This is a genomic window from Variovorax sp. 01N429 (genome assembly GCF_056399425.1).
This window is the reverse complement of record NZ_JBFTRG010000007.1, coordinates 141,711-157,421: the sequence shown is the minus strand read 5'-3', so window position 1 is coordinate 157,421 and position 15,711 is coordinate 141,711. Positions and strand designations below refer to the sequence as shown.

Below are 15,711 nucleotides of genomic sequence, written 5' to 3'. Positions count from 1 at the left end.
ACTAAGCGGAGAAGCGCATGACGCCATCGTCCACTGCGCCGTAGCGCAGCGTGAAGAAGTCGGAGAGATAGTTCTGGTTGAGCTTCCAAGGCCTTTTCTCACCTTGGCGAGGCATCTGTTGCATGGCGCGCTGAAAGTAGCCGGACGAAAAGTCGACCCACGGCTGCAAGGGCATGGCCGGATCGTCCGTCATCGCAACGCACTGCCGTGCACCTGTCTGCTGCATGTGATTGAGCAGGCGACAGACGAAGATGGCGACCAGATCCGCCTTGAGCGTCCAGGACGCGTTGGTGTAGCCGGAGATCGATGCGAAATTCGGAACGCCCGCAAACATGGTGCCCTTGTAATTCACCAATTCCGCCGCCTCCAGCTTGCGGCCATCGACGAAAAGCTCGGCGCCGCCGACCACCTTGAGCTTGAGTCCGGTGGCTGTCACCACGAGGTCGGCCGGCAATTCCGCGCCGCTCGCGAGCTTCAGGCCTGATTCGGTGAAGGATTCGATGCGGTCGGTGACCACGCTCGCACGCTGTGCACGAATGGCCTTGAAGAGGTCGCCGTCGGGCACCAGGCACAGCCGCTGTTCCCATGGGTTGTAGCGGGGCGTGAAGTGGGTCTCGACGTCGAAGTCTGGACCCAACTGGCGGCGGACTTGCTTGATCAGCGCGGACTTGGCGAACTGCGGCTTGTGCCGGCACACCCTGAAAAAGATGAGAGCGAGCAACATGTTCTTCCAGCGCGAAAGCGCGTGCGCGCGTGACACGCCCATGTTCCGCTGGAGCCAACCGGCGACGCGATCGACCGAGGGCCGCGAGGCCACATAGCTGGGCGAGCGCTGAAGCATCGTCACGTGCGCCGCCTGTCGCGCAAGTTCGGGCACCATGGTCACGGCCGTCGCGCCGCTGCCGATCACGACCACGCGCTTTCCGATGTACTCGATGTCGTCGGTCCACTGCTGGGGATGCACCACGCGCCCGGCAAATCGCTCGCGGCCCGGGAAGTCCGGTGTGTAGCCTTCGGTATAGTCGTAGTAGCCGCTGCACATCAGCAGGAAGGCGCAGCGCAATGAAACCGGCTCGCCGTCGTCCCGTGTGGCCTCTACGGTCCACTGCGCCGCCTCGGACGACCAACTGGCGTTTCGCACGCGATGGCCGTAGCGGATCAGCCGATCGACACCCTGTTCATGCGCCGTGTCGCGCAGGTACTGGAGGATGGCCGATCCGTCGGCAATGGCCCTGTCGTCCGTCCAGGGGCGAAACGAATAGCCCAGCGTGTACATGTCGGAATCCGAACGCACGCCCGGATAGCGAAAGAGATCCCACGTACCCCCGAGCGAGTGCCGTCCTTCCAGAATGGCGACGCTGCGGCCGGGGCACAGCCGCTGCAGGTGTGACGCGGCGCCGATGCCGGACAACCCGGCACCGACGATGAGCACATCGACGAATTCATCGGCCATCGCTTGGCCGTCCCGCTTGGAGCTTCAGGCTTTCGCTGGCGCTTCGCGGCGATTGGCGCCCAGTGCATACACGACCGGCTTTTCATCAGCCAGTTTTTGCGGTGCCGCACTTTCGCCGACCGGAACATGCGTGCTTCCGTACACCTCACGCTCCAGTCGCTTGGCGCGGTCGGCGTACATGCGGGCGAGCGCGCCATGATGCTCGGCAGCGGCCTGGTGCTCGATGCGCGCCAGGTTCGCCTCTTCGAGCAAGGTCATGATGCGTCGCAGATGGCCGTTCCGGTTGTGCTGAAAAATGCTGAACATCGGATTCCTCCAGTCGGGCAGCGAAGAGGAAGCATTTTTAACTTCAATCGGCCCCGTCGTGTGCGTCGCGGCACCCAACCATTGAGCTAGTCCTACAGGCCGATGACCGCTTACCTGACAAAGCGCTAGATTGATGGGCGTTGCCGGCCCATCCCCGCTAGCGCGGCGACCGCCCGCCGTCCGTCCGCCTACATTTCGTCGATGGCGGTGCTTCGCGTCGCGCCCTGGGCTGCGAGCGCATACCGTTCGCGCGTCTTCACGTAGAAACTGGCACCGAAGCGGCCGACCGGAAAGTAGTGCTGCAGGCGCACTCGCCATGCTTCGGTGTCGATCAGTTCGTCGCGCGCATGCATCCAGCGCACCTGGCCGATGAAGATCTGGCGGCTGTCGGTTTCCAGCGTTTCCCATAGCGTGCACTCGAAGGCGACCGGCGCCTCGGCAATGCGCGGCGGCTTGACGGCATTGCTCGGCAGCGCGGTGAAGCCGACGATGTCTAGCTCGCTCACGTGCGGCGGATGATGCTCGCCGCATCGGTGCATCTGTTCGGCGATGTCCTCGTCCGCCAGATGGATGACGAACTCACCCGTGCGCACGATGTTGGCGGCAGTGTCTTTCAACACGCCGTCCTGCAGGCGGTTCACACTGATCATCACGATCGGTGGTTCCTCACCCAGCATGTTGAACATGCTGAAGGGCGCCGCATTGACCACGCCGTCGGCCCCGATCGTGGTGACCAGCGCGATCGGCCGTGGCACGATGAGGCTCGCCATGAGCTTGTAGCGTTGGTATTGCGTCAGTGTCGCGAAGTCGATGTTCATGGTGCTCTCATGGCGCGCTCGCACTACGGTGACCGTGCGGTCACAGGACGTTACGGCAAGCCGCGGCGCAGTGGTTTCCAATGGACAGGGAAAGGAAGATTGAAACATGCCCGATCGGGACCCAGCAGAATTCAGGCCAGCTCGCGAAACCTCGATGTGGATCCCCGCGCTCGTGATCATTGCGATCCTCGCGGGTGCTTTCGCCTGGTGGCGTTGGTCCATGCAAAAAGAAGCGCCGCCTGAAGCGCCGCCAGTATCAACAGCGCCTCAGCCGCAACCGGCACCGCCCGACAACCCCGCGCCCGTGGCGACCGGGCCGCAGAACCTCGTCGAGCCCCTGGCTGAGCCCGACAAGACGCTCCCGCCACTGAACGACGCCGACGCGCGCGTCAACGGTGCCTTGAACGACTTGCTCGGCAAGAAGGGCGTCACTTCGTTCGTGCAGACGGACGGCTTCGTCCGGCGCGTGGTTGCCACGGTGGACAACTTGCCGCGCGCGCAGGCATCTTCGCGCCTGTGGCCGGTGCACCCGACGCCGCAGCGCTTCGAGACGCAGGGCGCCGGCGAGATCAAGACCATCGGCGTCGACAACGGCAATCGCTACACACCCTTCGTGCTGTTCGTGGAGTCGGTCAACACGGCCAACGCCGCGGCGCTGTATGCCAAGCTGTATCCGCTGTTTCAGCAGGCGTACGAAGAGCTGGGTTATCCGGGGCGCTATTTCAATGACCGGCTGGTTGCCGTGCTGGATCATCTTCTGAAGACCCCGGAACCTGCCGGGCCGGTGCAGGTCAGGCTGACCGAAGTGAAAGGCGAACTGAAAGACGAAATGAAGAGCGACGCGGCCTCGAACACCCCGTGGCTACGCTATGAATTCGCCGATCCGCAACTTGAAGCTTTGTCTGCCGGGCAGAAGATCCTGATTCGCATGGGCCCGGTGAACGAGCGGCGGATGAAGACCAAGCTCGCCGAGTTTCGCGGGCTGGTCGCGACCGGCGCTGTCGCCAAGAAATAGCAAGTAGGGCAAGCAGGGCAAGCAAGCGGGCGCTCTACGCTCTATTCAGCGGCAGACGGTGGTCGTACCCACCGGCTGGCAGGTTCGTCCGTCGATGCTTCGGTAGCGGTCGAGTTGACCCGAGTGCGTGAAGTGATTGCCTTGGGTGTCTTCGCAGGTTCGCGAGCCGCAGGAGCGAATGCGCGGCCGCATGTCGCGCGGCCGGGGCGGACGAGAGACGCCAGGGGCGGCATACATCGACCCGTCGTCGATCACGATGCTCTCGACGCCGCGATCGCTCCAGCGTGAGTTGTCGGGTACCGCGCCGCCGGCGTTGCCGTCGCGGCGGCCGTCAATGATGATGGGGGCCGATGGCGCAGGCGGCGGTGCTGCCGCAACATCCGTGGATTCGACGTTCGCCGCGGGGCGAGGTTTGTCGGCGCCGCGCACGACGCTGATGGGCTCTACCGTCGACACGCGTGCCACCTTCTTGGCGCCCGTCGGACATGCCGCGTCGGTGTAGCTCACGTTGCCGGCGGCGTCGGCGCAGCGGATCACGTCCGCGCCGGCCATCGGAGCGGCGGCGAGCAAAACCGCGAGAAGTACGAGCTTGCGCATGGTCGACATATTGTGTGCTTTTCGCAGAGCAGCAGCGCGCGTGCTGCAACAAAAGTACGCACTGGAGGCGCGGCCTTCAGCTCTTTTTGACGCGCTTGACATGCTTCGACGCAGCGGCGCACGATGCATCGCAGCCGCAAGAACCAACCAAGGAATCCCGTTGGAAAACGCAATGACATCGAAACTGCAAGTACGCGCCGCCCTGTCGGCCGCGTGCATGGCCCTGGCGCTCGCGTGCGTACCCGCCAAGGCGGCCGACATTCCGGTCGTGACCGGCGAGCAATGGACCACGTCGGCCCCGGCCGTGAAGAAGGCGTATCTGGTCGGTCTGGCCAATATCGTGCAGGTCGACGCGGCTTACTCTTCGAGGAACCCGCCGCCGGACGCGCAGAGCTTCATTCCGCGGCTGGCGAAGGGAATGCAAGGACAGACGCTCGACAGCGTGAGTTCGAGCATCGATAAGTGGTACGCCGCCAACCCGGACAAGCTCAAGCGGCCGGTGTTGGACATCATCTGGTTCGAAATGGCCGTTCCCGGTCTGCAAAAGAACAAGTGAAAGGAAACGGATCATGAAACGACTCCACTGGATGGCGGCGGCAGCACTGGCCGGGTCAGTGTTCGCCGTCGGCTGCACCAACATGAGCCCGCAGCAGCAAGGGACGGTGAGCGGCGCCGCGATGGGCGCGGCAGCCGGCGCGGGGATCGCCGCGATCTCCGGAGGCGATGCCTGGACAGGCGCGGCCATCGGCGGCGTTGCGGGTGGCATCGCCGGCAACATCCATGGCGGGCGGCAGCAGCAACGCTGGTAGCCGCCCCGAGAAAGTTTCCTACTTGACCAGTTCGTCCATCGGCACGCAACTGCAGAACAGATTGCGATCGCCGTAGACGTTGTCGACCCGGCCGATGGGCGGCCAGTATTTCGCCGCTTTGAGCGCAACGAGCGGAAACGCCGCCAGCTCGCGCGAGTAAGGGCGCGTCCATTCGCTGGCGAGCAGGCTCGCGGCGGTATGCGGCGCGTTCTTGAGCGGGTTGTCGTCCTTCGGCCAGACGCCTTCCTCGACGCGGCGGATCTCGCCGCGAATGGCGATCATCGCGTCGATGAAGCGGTCGAGCTCAGCCAGCGGTTCGCTTTCGGTGGGTTCGACCATCAGCGTGCCGGGCACGGGAAAGCTCAAGGTCGGCGCGTGGAAGCCGTAGTCGATGAGCCTCTTGGCGACGTCTTCGGCCGTGACGCCGCTGGCGTCCTTCAGCGGGCGCAGGTCGAGGATGCACTCGTGCGCAACGTGGCCGTTGGCACTTGCATAGAGGGTTGGGTAGTGCTCCTTCAGGCGCGCGCTGATGTAGTTGGCGCTGAGGATCGCGGTTTCGGTGGCGGCCTTGAGACCGGGCGCTCCCATCATGCGGCAGTACATCCAGCTGATCGGCAGCACGGCCGCATTGCCGAGCGGTGCCGCCGACACGGCCCCGACGCCATGCGAGGCAATGCCGCCTGTCGCGTGACCGGGCAGATACGGAACAAGGTCCTCGACCACGCAGACCGGCCCGACACCCGGACCGCCGCCGCCGTGAGGGATGCAGAAGGTCTTGTGCAGGTTCAGGTGGCTCACGTCGCCGCCGAATTCGCCCGGCGCAGCGACGCCCACGAGCGCATTCATGTTGGCGCCGTCCACGTATACGCGACCGCCGTGCGCATGGACGATCTCGCACAGCTCTTTCACGCGCGTCTCGAACACGCCGTGGGTGCTGGGGTAGGTGATCATCACGGCGGCCAGCTTGTCGCCGTGGGTGCCGCATGCGCGCTTGAGATCGTCGATGTCGACATTGCCTTCGGCATCGCAGGCCGTGACCACCACCTTCATCCCCGCCATGTGCGCACTGGCCGGATTGGTGCCATGCGCGGAAAACGGAATGAGGCACACGTCGCGATGGCTCTCGCCCCTTGCTTCATGAAAAGCCTTGATTGCAAGCAGCCCTGCGTATTCGCCTTGTGATCCGGCGTTGGGTTGAAGGCTGATGCCGGCGTAGCCGGTGGCTTCGCACAGCCATGCGCGCAATTGCTTGTCGAGCTGCGCGTAGCCCTGCAACTGCTCCGCCGGCGCGAAAGGATGGATGTTCGCGAATTCAGGCCAGGTGATCGGGATCATCTCGCTGGTCGCATTGAGCTTCATCGTGCAGCTTCCCAGCGGGATCATGGTGCGATCGAGCGCGAGATCCTTGTCGGCCAGGCTGCGGATGTAGCGCAGCATCGCGGTTTCGCTCTTGTGCGTGTTGAATACCGGATGCGTGAGAAAAGCGCTCGCGCGGCGCAAGTCGTCGGGGATGCGCGATGCGATCCGGCCGGCGAGTTCGTCGAAACGCGGCAGCGGCGTTCCGGCGGGCACGAACAGCGCCCAGAGCGTCTCGATGTCCGCGCGCGTCGTGGTCTCGTCCAGCGAAATGCCGACGTGGTTTTGCACGCGCAGACCGAGGTTGACACTGGCGGCGTCCGCGCGTTCGACGACTTTCGCGGTGTCTTCGCCTGTCTTGACGGTGAGCGTGTCGAACGCCGTTGCGTTCACCAGCTCACGGCCCATCTGTTCGAGCCCTTGCGCGAGGATCGAGGTGAGCGACGACACGCGCTGCGCGATGCGGCGAATGCCCTCCGGCCCGTGATAGACCGCGTACATGCTGGCTATCACCGCCGGCAGCACCTGCGCGGTGCAAATGTTCGAGGTGGCTTTCTCGCGCCGGATGTGCTGCTCGCGGGTCTGCAGGGCGAGGCGGTAGGCCGGCTCGCCATGCGTGTCGACGCTGACGCCGACGAGGCGCCCGGGCAGCGAGCGCTTGAATTCGTCGCGGCATGCCAGGTAGGCCGCGTGAGGGCCGCCGTTGCCCATCGGCATGCCGAAGCGCTGCGTGGTGCCGCAGACGATGTCGGCGTCCCATTCGCCCGGCGGCGTGAGCAGTGCGAGCGCGAGCAAGTCCGCCGCCACACAGAAGGCGGCATCGAACTGGTGCGCATGCCCGGCCAGCGGCCGCAGGTCGTGCACGTGGCCGGTGGTGGCCGGGTATTGCGCCAGCACGCCGAAGAATTCACAGCTCGCCATCAGGTGCGGCAGCGTCTCGGACACGGTGCTGACGCGGACTTCGATGCCGAGAGGCGCAGCACGTGTCTTGATGACTTCGATGGTCTGCGGATGACAGTCGCCGGACACCAGGAACACGTTGCTCTTGCTCTTGACGCTACGGCGGGCAAGCGTCATCGCCTCTGCCGCGGCGGTCGCCTCGTCGAGCATCGAAGCATTGGCAATGGCCATGCCTGTGAGGTCGCACACCATGGTCTGGAAATTGACGAGTGCCTCCATCCGGCCCTGCGAGATCTCGGCCTGGTAGGGCGTGTAGGCGGTGTACCAGGCGGGGTTCTCCAGCACGTTGCGCAGGATGACGCCCGGCGTATGGGTGCCGTAGTAGCCCTGCCCGATAAAGCTCTTCGCCACCTTGTTCTTCGCGGCGATCGCCTTGAGTTCGGCCAGCGCCTCAGCCTCCGTGACCGGGGCAGGCAGGCGCATCGGCCGCGCGCGCCGGATGGCGGGCGGGACGATGCCGTCGATCAGTTCGGCCCGCGTGGCCGATCCGATGGCCGACAGCATTCGCGTCTCGTCGGCCGGTTCGATTCCGATATGGCGCGCGATGAATTCCTCGGCGTTCTCGAGCTCGCTGAGCGGAGGAAAAAGGGGCAGGACGGGTGTCGACATGGGGTAGCTTGAGAAGGTTCTGGTTTCGGCAAGTTGTCAGGGACACCGCAGAACTGGCTTTGCCAGGCTGCTGGTGTCGCCCCCTTGCAGGGGGTGGGCGAGAGCGACACGCAGTGCGCGAAGCCTGGGGGTGCGCATTATTCCGCCGAGAATTTCTCGTACGCGGTGTCGTCGAGCAGGGCTTCGAGCTGTGTCACGTCGCTGACGCGCACCTTGAAGAACCAGCCAGCGTCCATCGGAGCGCTGTTGGCAAGCGACGGGTCGGCGCGCAGCGCTTCGTTGACTTCGGTGATCTCGCCGGAGACCGGCATGAAAACGTCCGCGGCAGCCTTGACCGACTCGACCACGCCCGCCACTTCGCCTTGCGCGAAGGACTTGCCGACCTCGGGCAGGTCGACGAAAACGACGTCGCCCAGCGCGTCCTGCGCGTGAACCGTGATGCCAACCGTGACAAGCGCCGCGTCGGCTTCCTGGCGAACCCACTCGTGATCCTTGGTGTACCTGGTGGTCATGAACTGAAGCTCCTTGAGATGAGAAAGTGGGCTGGAAAAAGCAAAGAAAAAAGGCAAAAAAGAGCGCCGCGTGCGGATCGGCCTCAGCCGCGGAAATAGCGCGCGGGAATGAAAGGCATCGTGCTCACTTCCATCAGGACCGGCTTGCCACGGACGATCGCCTGCATGCGCGTGCCGGGCTCTGAATAGGCCAGAGCGACGTACGCCATGGCGATCGGCCGGTCGACGGTGGGGCCGAGCAATCCGCTGGTCACCTGTCCGATCGCAACGCCTTCGAAGGATTCGAGCAGTGTGCCGTCGCGCACTGGCACTCGATCGATCGCGACCAGGCCGACGCGCTTGCGCTTGAGGGTGTGATGGTCGAGGTGGCCCGCCGTCCCGTCCGCAGCCGTGAGCTGTGCCAGCACCTTGGCCGCACCCGGAAATCCGCCTTCGCGGGCTCCGCCGGTGCGCCGGACCTTCTGCATGGCCCACACCAGCGAGGCTTCGACCGGCGTGGTCGTCTCGTCGATGTCGTTGCCATAGAGGCAGAGTCCGGCTTCCAGCCGCAGGGAGTTGCGCGCTCCCAGGCCGATGGGCTTGACCTCGGGTTGGGCGAGCAGCAGCCGGGCCAGGCGCTCGGCGTTCGCAGCGGCAACGGAGATTTCGAAACCGTCCTCGCCGGTATAGCCGCTGCGAGTGACGAAAGTCGGGATGCCGCCGATTTGCGCTGCGCCGCCGGTCATGAAGACAAACCGTTCGATACCCGGTGAAAGCCGCGCCAGTGTTGCGGCAGCCTGCGGTCCTTGAAGGGCGAGCAGCGCGTGGTCCGGCATCGGCGAAACCTGGCAGCGGTGTCCGATTTTGACGGTGATATGCGCGATGTCCGCCTGCTTGCAGGCGCCGTTGACGATCACGAACAGCGAGTTGTGGCCCTCGTTGAAGAACATCAGGTCGTCGAGGATGCCGCCGTCTTCATTCAGCAGCAGCCCGTAGCGCTGCTTTCCAGGTGCGAGACCGATGACGTCGACTGGCATCAGGGTCTCGAACGCGGCCGCGGCCTCGGGGCCGGAAAGCCGCAACTGGCCCATGTGGGAAATGTCGAACAAACCCGCGGCATCGCGCGTGTGCTTGTGTTCGGCCATGAGGCCGGCCGGATACTGCACGGGCATCGAGTAGCCCGCGAAGGGCACCATGCGTGCGCCGAGTTCGACGTGCAGGTCATGAAGCGGAGTCTTCAGAAGGTCGGTCGATGCGGAGGCCAAGGCTCTCTCCAAAAGGGGCAGTCCAGATCCATGACCGAAGCCATGGGCCACCCCTGCTGTCCGCTTTACCTGAGAGCTACCGCACACCCTAAAAACACCTTCAAAATCAACAACTTACCAGCGTTCTTTTTAATGTGCACGCTTGTTGCACATATGCAACATTGGGGCAGGGTAGGGGCAGGGTGGCGGGGCAGCGAGGGACTTCCAGTTTTAACGCAAAAAGTGCATGCGACTTCACTGTAGCAGCGGCGTGCAGCTTGCCCTACGAGCGTGCTGTGCACAGCAAGTGCACATACAGCACAAAAACAGCAGGAAAACGCGGGTTAGCGGGGATGTTTGGGGACGAGCTAAGTGGGGTCTGCTTAAAAAGTAGGCATCGACAGAAGCCCACAAACAGCCACAAACAGGTCGACACATTTCATAATGTGAAACAACAATGTGGATACGGCGCTCTTGCCGTGTCATCAAAAGGAACCCGTCATGTCTACCCAAATGTCCTTCTTCCAAACTGTTCAATCCCTGGGCGCTGTTGCATACGCAAAGCCAAAGGCGGTCAAGTTGCAAGACCCGCTTGCACAAGCAAAAGCTAAGTTTGCACTTACTGCGGATAAGCAAGCTGCGCTTATCAAAGCAGCAGCGGATAAGGGGCTGTGGTTCAAAAAGGAAGGGGATTCATACATCCTTACCCTCAAAAACGGCGTAGCAGCCATCAACAAGGAAAACGGAACATACAAGCTTGCCAACGCTGCACAAGCCGTCAAGTTTTTGGAGCTTGCTAAGGAAGCTTGTGCAAAGGGGGAATTTGATGCCCTGCTTACTGCAACAAACAGGGGACCACGCAAGCCAAAGGAAGTAGCTGCTGCTCCTGTTGCTGCCCCAGCTACACCCGCAGCAAACGACGCAACGCCAGCCCCAGCACCCAAAGCACCCAAGCGCAAGTAAATCACGCTGTAGCTTGTTTTAGCCCCCTTGTTGGGGGCTTTCTTTTGACTTGCGTTTGCGTATGATGCAGCTTCCTTAAAGAAAGGTTCAGAAACAAACCCATGGCAACAGCACTTGAACAGCACGAAGCAAACATCGCTGCACTTAAGAAGGAACTGGCCGCGCTTGAAGAGAAGAGCATTCCGCTGCGGATCGAGGAAGCTAAGGTGCTCGCTGATGCCTTCATCGACAAGCTCGAAAAGAAGGGCTTGACGATCCAAGACGGCATCAATGCCCTCAATGCCTTAAAGAAAGTAGCTGAACCTGAATCAGGGAAGCAACAGCGTGCGAAGCGTGGCGAAGGCAAGCCGCGTAACAAGTCCTTGTTTGAAAAGGGCGGCGTGTACCGCGATCCCGAAGGTAAGGGCAAAGACTACATCGGAGGCGCGCTGGGTGCGAAGCCAAAGTGGCTGCAAGATGCACAAAAGTCTGGAGCCGATGTCAGCACCTTTCTTGCGCAGTCAACAGGAACCATGACTGTTAGCTGAAAAAGTTGCTTTCCGCTTAAGTGATCCAATAAAATACATGCAAGCGCACATGGGGTGCGCAAGTGCTATTCGTATAAAGGAACCCGCTTCGGCGGGTTTTCTTTTGTCAAAATCAATAAAGCAGTCATACAAACACTGTTCGGATAAATACTTATGCGTAGCTGATAAAGCTGGACGAACAACTGAAGAACGCAATAGGTGGGGAAAACAAAGTGACCCACGGAGCGACCTGAATAGGTAAGAGAAAAGAGTAAGTTGAGTCGATAAGCCCAGATTGATAGCTTTAGTCCTTGAGAAAGACCGCCGCCCGTATGTTGGAAAACACTGAGATTGATTCAAGCCAGTCCAACATAGCGTACTTTAGAACTCTGTTTTGCGCAGTTGGCGCTTTTTAAAACAGACCTAAAGTACGCCCGCTTGAATACGAAGTAAAGAAAAATACGCCCGTACGAAGCAATATTTAATTAAGAGGTACTCTGACTTGTCAAGTCAAGAGATATGCGTGCGTTGCTTCGTCCTCCGCTTTCGCTTCAGGCGTGCGTAAGAAGAAGAGTTCTTCGAACTCAAGACGCGGGCGTAGCTTCGCCTTAGACCTCAAACAGCTTCGTTTCTTCATTCGCTTCGCTCAAGAAGGCTTCGCAATGCGTGCGTTAAAAAAAGCCAGAAACCAAACCTCCCACCCACAGATCTGATAAATAAGTTGTTGGTGATAAAACACTAACTCTGTTCTTAAAAGTAAAAACTCGTTCTAAGCCCCTCGTCGCAAGACTTGGGGCTTTTTCATTATTGCGAGCATTCATCATCGAATTGGCTAAATAGTTTTACAGCAGGAGTGCTGAACTTTTAAGGATGGAAAAACATGATTCTGGAAATCAATCTATGGCTCAACCCCGGAGCCAAATACAACGGGGCAATCAACATCAATCGCGGCGAACAGTCGCACAAATTCTCCCAGCTAAAGACTTACGCCGCATTCGTTCAAGAAGCGGTCACTAAAGGCATGGCCGAAGCTGAAGACTTCGACGGATGGGATGGGGACAAGGAAGCACTGTATGCGTGGCTTCCAGACTGCCAGTTCGTTAGCTGGAACACGAAGCGTGAGCATATGGAGTGCTTTCTTCAAGGAAGCACACACAGGGTGCCACTCAACAAGACATATGACAGAAGCGTGGTGCGTTCGAAGTTTGCACCAACCATGTCGTTCAGGACGTCAGTATGAAAAAGAACAAACCAACTAAGAAGCAGAAGGATGCGTTTAACGAAGAGTTTGGAGACGAACTCAAATACCTTTACTGGAGGCACAAACAGTCTCAGCGCATGGAAGGTATTGGCGTAACGGAGAAGTTTGGAGCAAACGGACAACGATTAGGTGTTTGGAGCAAGAAAAATAAATAACGAATGCTCCTTCCATATCCAGTCAATCTTGAAGATGTTTGTGATCCTGTCTACCTGAAAGACAGGCCAGATGTCATCACGCACTGGGTTCCAAAGAACAAAATCAGACATTCCCTCATTATCAGAGAGCGTGCAGCAGAGAACGCCAACATAGACATAACTGAGGAAGTCAAAAAGTATAAATAGAGATGAAACTGAAAAGGGAGTCTCTACATGGCGACATTATATATTTTAGAAGGTAACAGCGTTCCTACTGACGGCAGCGCAGTCCAGTTACCTCTTATTCATCTTCCACCAATAGCCTCTCAAGTAGTCGCTATCAGCGGAACATCTGCACAATCAGCAGCATTCAATAAAGATACAAGATTTGTTGTGTTCACTACGGATACAACATGCTCAATTGAAGTTGGTTCTGGTCCAACTGCAACCGTCAATTCATTCCGTTTAGCTGCTGGCGCGTATTGGGCAGCAGGCGTGCAACCAGGTCACAAGGTAGCTGTTATCAGCAATTCCTAAGATGATTACTGGATTTGGAACATTAGGAATTACGGGGTCTGGTGGAAGTGGTGGCACAAACGACCCAGATGTCACCACTTACGCAGCAGCAGTAGCAGCAGCAGGTGGCTACCTGCCAACTAACCAAGTTACTGCACTCAACATCTTTGTCTCGGCTCTAAAGAATTTAGATGTCTGGAGCAGGATTACTGAAATAGGCTTGTTTCTTGGCGGAAACTTAGCAAGTGCAGCAGTCAAGCTGAAATACCCAGTTGCCTCAACCTGTGTGTTAAATGGCTTTGCGGCAGGCGACCTTACCAGTGTCGGACTTACGAGCGATGGCAGCACAAAGTGGGTAGATACGCAAACAACGGTCAATCAGCTAACAACAGACGGTTCAATGGGAATGGGTGTCTTCTTAACAGCCGAATGCACACAAAGCACCTTCTGCAACTTGATGGGCACAAACGCTGGTGGAAATCCACAAGTCGTGCTTAGGTGGAATGCGATTGCTACACAAGCAGAAGTTTTAATGAACGGAATCGGAGCGTTAAGCGCCACTAACACTAAGGTGCGAGGTATTTTGCCAGTTGGCCTTATTGCTGGACAACGCACCGGCAACAACTTGAATCTCTATCAAGGTGGTTTGATCGCTGGTGGTGCTAACTCAACATTCACATATGCAGGCTCGAACTCAAGCCTTGGTGTCTTCTCCGGTGTTGGCGGTGAAAGCAAAGTGGCAATGACTGCCGGTATGTATTTCATGTCAAACGGCGCGATGACGGATATCAGCTATCGCGCTTTCACAAATGCATGCAACATCTTAATGGTGGACTTGCGCAGAGTGGTTGCCAATACACGAACATTGAACTATGTGCCAATTATCGGCCAGTCTCTTGCTGCTGGAGCAAATGGAGAACCACCAATCTCCACCACGCAGCCATACACCAACAACTGTGTTGAAAGCGGAGCCAGAGGTAACTTAGCTAACCCTACGCCTTCATATTGGCAGGACTTTGGAGTTGGATGCAATGCTGGCGGGTTAATCCCAATGGTTGAAATCGAACGGGAAACAATCGCATCCGGTGCAGCTAACACAGTCGCAAAGCTTGCTCGTGCTGATGGCTTAGGGATTTCACAAGACTTGTTGGTGCAGAACTTTGGCCTTGGTGCTACTGCATATGCTGGCTTGAAGAAAGGAACTACACCATACGCGGACAACATTGACACTTCAACATTCACGCCCATTGCGGGGCAGATGGTTGCTACAAACCCAATGCATGTAGCCGCGTGTTGGGCCATTCATGGCGAAAGCGATATGTTGAGCACAACATACGGTGCCGATATCCGTCAATGGCAAGTTGATTACGAAACAGACTATAAGGCCATTACTGGTCAGTCTGGAACAATCCCAATCTTCCATTCACAGCCGAGTTGCTGGACTGCTGTTGCGAATGTGAACAGTGCTACGGGTATCGCGCCGTATCAGATACTTACTGAGTATGAAACAAACCCAACGAAGACAATCCTTGTCGGCCCTAAGTATTTCTTAACCTACAGTGGAGCAGATGGTGTCCATTTAATCAACACAAGCTATACCAAGCTCGGTGAATACTACGGTAAGGCTCACTATCAGCATGTCGTGAAAGGCATTCAATGGAGCCCATTGCGCCCTACAAACATCACACGGAGTGGTGCAGTCATCACAGTCACCTTCAGTGGCAATGTGGGCAACTTGCAGTTCGACACTACCAATGTGACAGACCCAAGCGGCGCAGCAGCTACCAAGGGCTTTGAATACACGGACAGCGCAGGTGGAAGTATCTATACGCGCATTGCCTCAGTAACCATCACTACACCTAACGTTGTTGTGATCACTTTGACTGCTGATCCCGGTGCAAATACAGGCAAAACGCTGCGGTATGCGTACACGGGCACAGCAGGAAACAATGCAGGGCCTACAACGGGTCCGCGTGGATGTTTGAAGGATAGCGACACTACAGTAGGCATTTCCGGTGCTGCACTTCCAAACTGGTGTGTTCACTTCTCGAAATCACTAACCTGAGATAAATAGATATGCCTTAGTGACTTTCGGCATCCTGATAGAAAAATCTTCGTAAAGCTGGCCCCGGTTTGTAGAAATACATTCCGGGGTTTTTTATTGGCTAAAAAACATAACCACCATTGTTTCCACTAAAGATGATAAGTAGTTGTATCAATATTGTTATGGTTCAAAAACAAAAAGGGGTAAGTAATGCAAGCAACAAAAAGATTAGCTGATATCACAGAGAAACTAAAAGAAGACGACTTCTACATAAAGCAGCCACTAAGCTGCGATCCCGATCAACTCGTGGAAGTAGGCTTTAACTTGTTTCCAAAAGAAGTTGTGGTAGCGGCGCAGAAGGAATTAGGGGATAAGAAGATGAGTCAGCACTTTGTTGATATCTACGAATATGTAAGGCAGTGCCAAGAGCGCGGACTTGAAATAAAGAAGCAGCAGCTTAGTGGCGTCATCCTTACTCACAAAGCAATCGGCAACTGGCTTGCTAAGAAGAACATAGGCGAAATCACGATTTATGAACCCCAAATAATGAAAATGCTACTGCAATACCACATCGATAACTTCAAGGCAGGCATTGCGCTGTTTGAACAAATCATGGATGCAATCTAAAG

The 15,711-nt window shown here is 58.1% G+C and carries 17 protein-coding genes; 10 read left to right on the top strand and 7 right to left on the bottom strand.

Going from position 1 to position 15,711, the window contains the following annotated elements; translation table 11 throughout:
* Nucleotide 1: 1 nt before the first annotated feature.
* From AC1DSF_RS14765 to AC1DSF_RS14755, 3 genes are all read right to left on the bottom strand, one after another.
* Nucleotides 2-1,453 carry a flavin-containing monooxygenase gene (locus AC1DSF_RS14765; RefSeq protein WP_478183022.1) on the bottom strand — a complete coding sequence of 484 codons (1,452 nt, stop codon included), beginning with the start codon at nt 1,451-1,453 and terminating at the stop codon, nt 2-4.
* 24 nt (nt 1,454-1,477) lie between these two features.
* Nucleotides 1,478-1,759, bottom strand: a complete 282-nt coding sequence (locus tag AC1DSF_RS14760; RefSeq protein WP_478126925.1) for a hypothetical protein — start codon at nt 1,757-1,759, stop codon at nt 1,478-1,480.
* 188 nt (nt 1,760-1,947) lie between these two features.
* Nucleotides 1,948-2,577 (bottom strand): flavin reductase family protein, encoded by a 630-nt coding sequence (locus tag AC1DSF_RS14755; RefSeq protein ID WP_478183021.1) that lies wholly within the window; start codon nt 2,575-2,577, stop codon nt 1,948-1,950.
* A gap of 106 nt (nt 2,578-2,683) precedes the next feature.
* Between AC1DSF_RS14755 and AC1DSF_RS14750 the strand changes: the two genes are divergently transcribed.
* Entirely contained in the window at nt 2,684-3,592 is a 909-nt protein-coding gene (locus AC1DSF_RS14750; protein ID WP_478126923.1) for a DUF3014 domain-containing protein, read from the top strand.
* 45 nt (nt 3,593-3,637) lie between these two features.
* Here AC1DSF_RS14750 and AC1DSF_RS14745 read toward each other — a convergent pair whose 3' ends face one another.
* Entirely contained in the window at nt 3,638-4,189 is a 552-nt protein-coding gene (locus AC1DSF_RS14745; protein WP_478145664.1) for a DUF4124 domain-containing protein, read from the bottom strand.
* Here AC1DSF_RS14745 and AC1DSF_RS14740 point away from each other — a divergent pair.
* A complete protein-coding gene (locus tag AC1DSF_RS14740) occupies nt 4,182-4,745 on the top strand; it encodes a hypothetical protein (protein ID WP_478183020.1) in 564 nt (187 codons plus the stop codon). The two genes, AC1DSF_RS14745 and AC1DSF_RS14740, sit on opposite strands and share 8 nt — an antisense overlap.
* A 13-nt stretch (nt 4,746-4,758) precedes the next feature.
* A complete protein-coding gene (locus tag AC1DSF_RS14735) occupies nt 4,759-4,998 on the top strand; it encodes a hypothetical protein (RefSeq protein WP_478126920.1) in 240 nt (79 codons plus the stop codon).
* A gap of 18 nt (nt 4,999-5,016) precedes the next feature.
* On the opposite strand, the gene gcvP is transcribed toward AC1DSF_RS14735, so the two are convergent.
* The 3 genes from gcvP to gcvT form a co-directional block, all read right to left on the bottom strand.
* A complete protein-coding gene (gene gcvP / locus AC1DSF_RS14730) occupies nt 5,017-7,923 on the bottom strand; it encodes an aminomethyl-transferring glycine dehydrogenase (RefSeq protein WP_478183019.1) in 2,907 nt (968 codons plus the stop codon).
* 137 nt (nt 7,924-8,060) lie between these two features.
* On the bottom strand, nt 8,061-8,435 hold the full coding sequence (gene gcvH, locus AC1DSF_RS14725) for a glycine cleavage system protein GcvH (protein ID WP_478126918.1): 375 nt from the start codon (nt 8,433-8,435) through the stop codon (nt 8,061-8,063).
* Nucleotides 8,436-8,518: 83 nt separating this feature from the next.
* Nucleotides 8,519-9,679 carry a glycine cleavage system aminomethyltransferase GcvT gene (gene gcvT, locus AC1DSF_RS14720; RefSeq protein WP_478145662.1) on the bottom strand — a complete coding sequence of 387 codons (1,161 nt, stop codon included), beginning with the start codon at nt 9,677-9,679 and terminating at the stop codon, nt 8,519-8,521.
* A gap of 480 nt (nt 9,680-10,159) precedes the next feature.
* Here gcvT and AC1DSF_RS14715 point away from each other — a divergent pair, with 480 nt between their 5' ends.
* The 7 genes from AC1DSF_RS14715 to AC1DSF_RS14685 all read left to right on the top strand — a co-directional run bounded on the left by AC1DSF_RS14715 (nt 10,160) and on the right by AC1DSF_RS14685 (nt 15,709).
* Nucleotides 10,160-10,621, top strand: a complete 462-nt coding sequence (locus tag AC1DSF_RS14715; RefSeq protein WP_478183018.1) for a hypothetical protein — start codon at nt 10,160-10,162, stop codon at nt 10,619-10,621.
* 101 nt (nt 10,622-10,722) lie between these two features.
* Entirely contained in the window at nt 10,723-11,148 is a 426-nt protein-coding gene (locus AC1DSF_RS14710; RefSeq protein WP_478183017.1) for a hypothetical protein, read from the top strand.
* Nucleotides 11,149-12,007: 859 nt separating this feature from the next.
* Nucleotides 12,008-12,367, top strand: a complete 360-nt coding sequence (locus AC1DSF_RS14705; protein WP_478183016.1) for a hypothetical protein — start codon at nt 12,008-12,010, stop codon at nt 12,365-12,367.
* Nucleotides 12,364-12,543: a hypothetical protein gene (locus tag AC1DSF_RS14700; RefSeq protein ID WP_478183015.1), complete on the top strand. Its 180-nt coding sequence runs from the start codon at nt 12,364-12,366 to the stop codon at nt 12,541-12,543. The genes AC1DSF_RS14705 and AC1DSF_RS14700 overlap by 4 nt, the downstream gene beginning before the upstream one ends.
* Nucleotides 12,544-12,756: 213 nt before the next feature.
* On the top strand, nt 12,757-13,059 hold the full coding sequence (locus tag AC1DSF_RS14695) for a hypothetical protein (RefSeq protein WP_478183014.1): 303 nt from the start codon (nt 12,757-12,759) through the stop codon (nt 13,057-13,059).
* Between the two features lies 1 nt (nt 13,060).
* Complete coding sequence (locus AC1DSF_RS14690) at nt 13,061-15,103, top strand: hypothetical protein (RefSeq protein ID WP_478183013.1); 2,043 nt, start codon at nt 13,061-13,063, stop codon at nt 15,101-15,103.
* A 189-nt stretch (nt 15,104-15,292) separates the two neighbouring features.
* Complete coding sequence (locus tag AC1DSF_RS14685; protein ID WP_478183012.1) at nt 15,293-15,709, top strand: hypothetical protein; 417 nt, start codon at nt 15,293-15,295, stop codon at nt 15,707-15,709.
* Nucleotides 15,710-15,711: the final 2 nt, after the last annotated feature.

What these genes read in the sequence shown, in the direction of transcription:
- AC1DSF_RS14765 (WP_478183022.1), bottom strand. Translation starts at nt 1,453, where the DNA reads ATGGCCGATGAATTCGTCGATGTGCTCATCGTCGGTGCCGGGTTGTCC.
- AC1DSF_RS14760 (WP_478126925.1), bottom strand. Translation starts at nt 1,759, where the DNA reads ATGTTCAGCATTTTTCAGCACAACCGGAACGGCCATCTGCGACGCATC.
- AC1DSF_RS14755 (WP_478183021.1), bottom strand. Translation starts at nt 2,577, where the DNA reads ATGAACATCGACTTCGCGACACTGACGCAATACCAACGCTACAAGCTC.
- AC1DSF_RS14750 (WP_478126923.1), top strand. Translation starts at nt 2,684, where the DNA reads ATGCCCGATCGGGACCCAGCAGAATTCAGGCCAGCTCGCGAAACCTCG.
- AC1DSF_RS14745 (WP_478145664.1), bottom strand. Translation starts at nt 4,189, where the DNA reads ATGCGCAAGCTCGTACTTCTCGCGGTTTTGCTCGCCGCCGCTCCGATG.
- AC1DSF_RS14735 (WP_478126920.1), top strand. Translation starts at nt 4,759, where the DNA reads ATGAAACGACTCCACTGGATGGCGGCGGCAGCACTGGCCGGGTCAGTG.
- gcvP (WP_478183019.1), bottom strand. Translation starts at nt 7,923, where the DNA reads ATGTCGACACCCGTCCTGCCCCTTTTTCCTCCGCTCAGCGAGCTCGAG.
- gcvH (WP_478126918.1), bottom strand. Translation starts at nt 8,435, where the DNA reads ATGACCACCAGGTACACCAAGGATCACGAGTGGGTTCGCCAGGAAGCC.
- AC1DSF_RS14715 (WP_478183018.1), top strand. Translation starts at nt 10,160, where the DNA reads ATGTCTACCCAAATGTCCTTCTTCCAAACTGTTCAATCCCTGGGCGCT.
- AC1DSF_RS14710 (WP_478183017.1), top strand. Translation starts at nt 10,723, where the DNA reads ATGGCAACAGCACTTGAACAGCACGAAGCAAACATCGCTGCACTTAAG.
- AC1DSF_RS14705 (WP_478183016.1), top strand. Translation starts at nt 12,008, where the DNA reads ATGATTCTGGAAATCAATCTATGGCTCAACCCCGGAGCCAAATACAAC.
- AC1DSF_RS14700 (WP_478183015.1), top strand. Translation starts at nt 12,364, where the DNA reads ATGAAAAAGAACAAACCAACTAAGAAGCAGAAGGATGCGTTTAACGAA.
- AC1DSF_RS14695 (WP_478183014.1), top strand. Translation starts at nt 12,757, where the DNA reads ATGGCGACATTATATATTTTAGAAGGTAACAGCGTTCCTACTGACGGC.
- AC1DSF_RS14690 (WP_478183013.1), top strand. Translation starts at nt 13,061, where the DNA reads ATGATTACTGGATTTGGAACATTAGGAATTACGGGGTCTGGTGGAAGT.
- AC1DSF_RS14685 (WP_478183012.1), top strand. Translation starts at nt 15,293, where the DNA reads ATGCAAGCAACAAAAAGATTAGCTGATATCACAGAGAAACTAAAAGAA.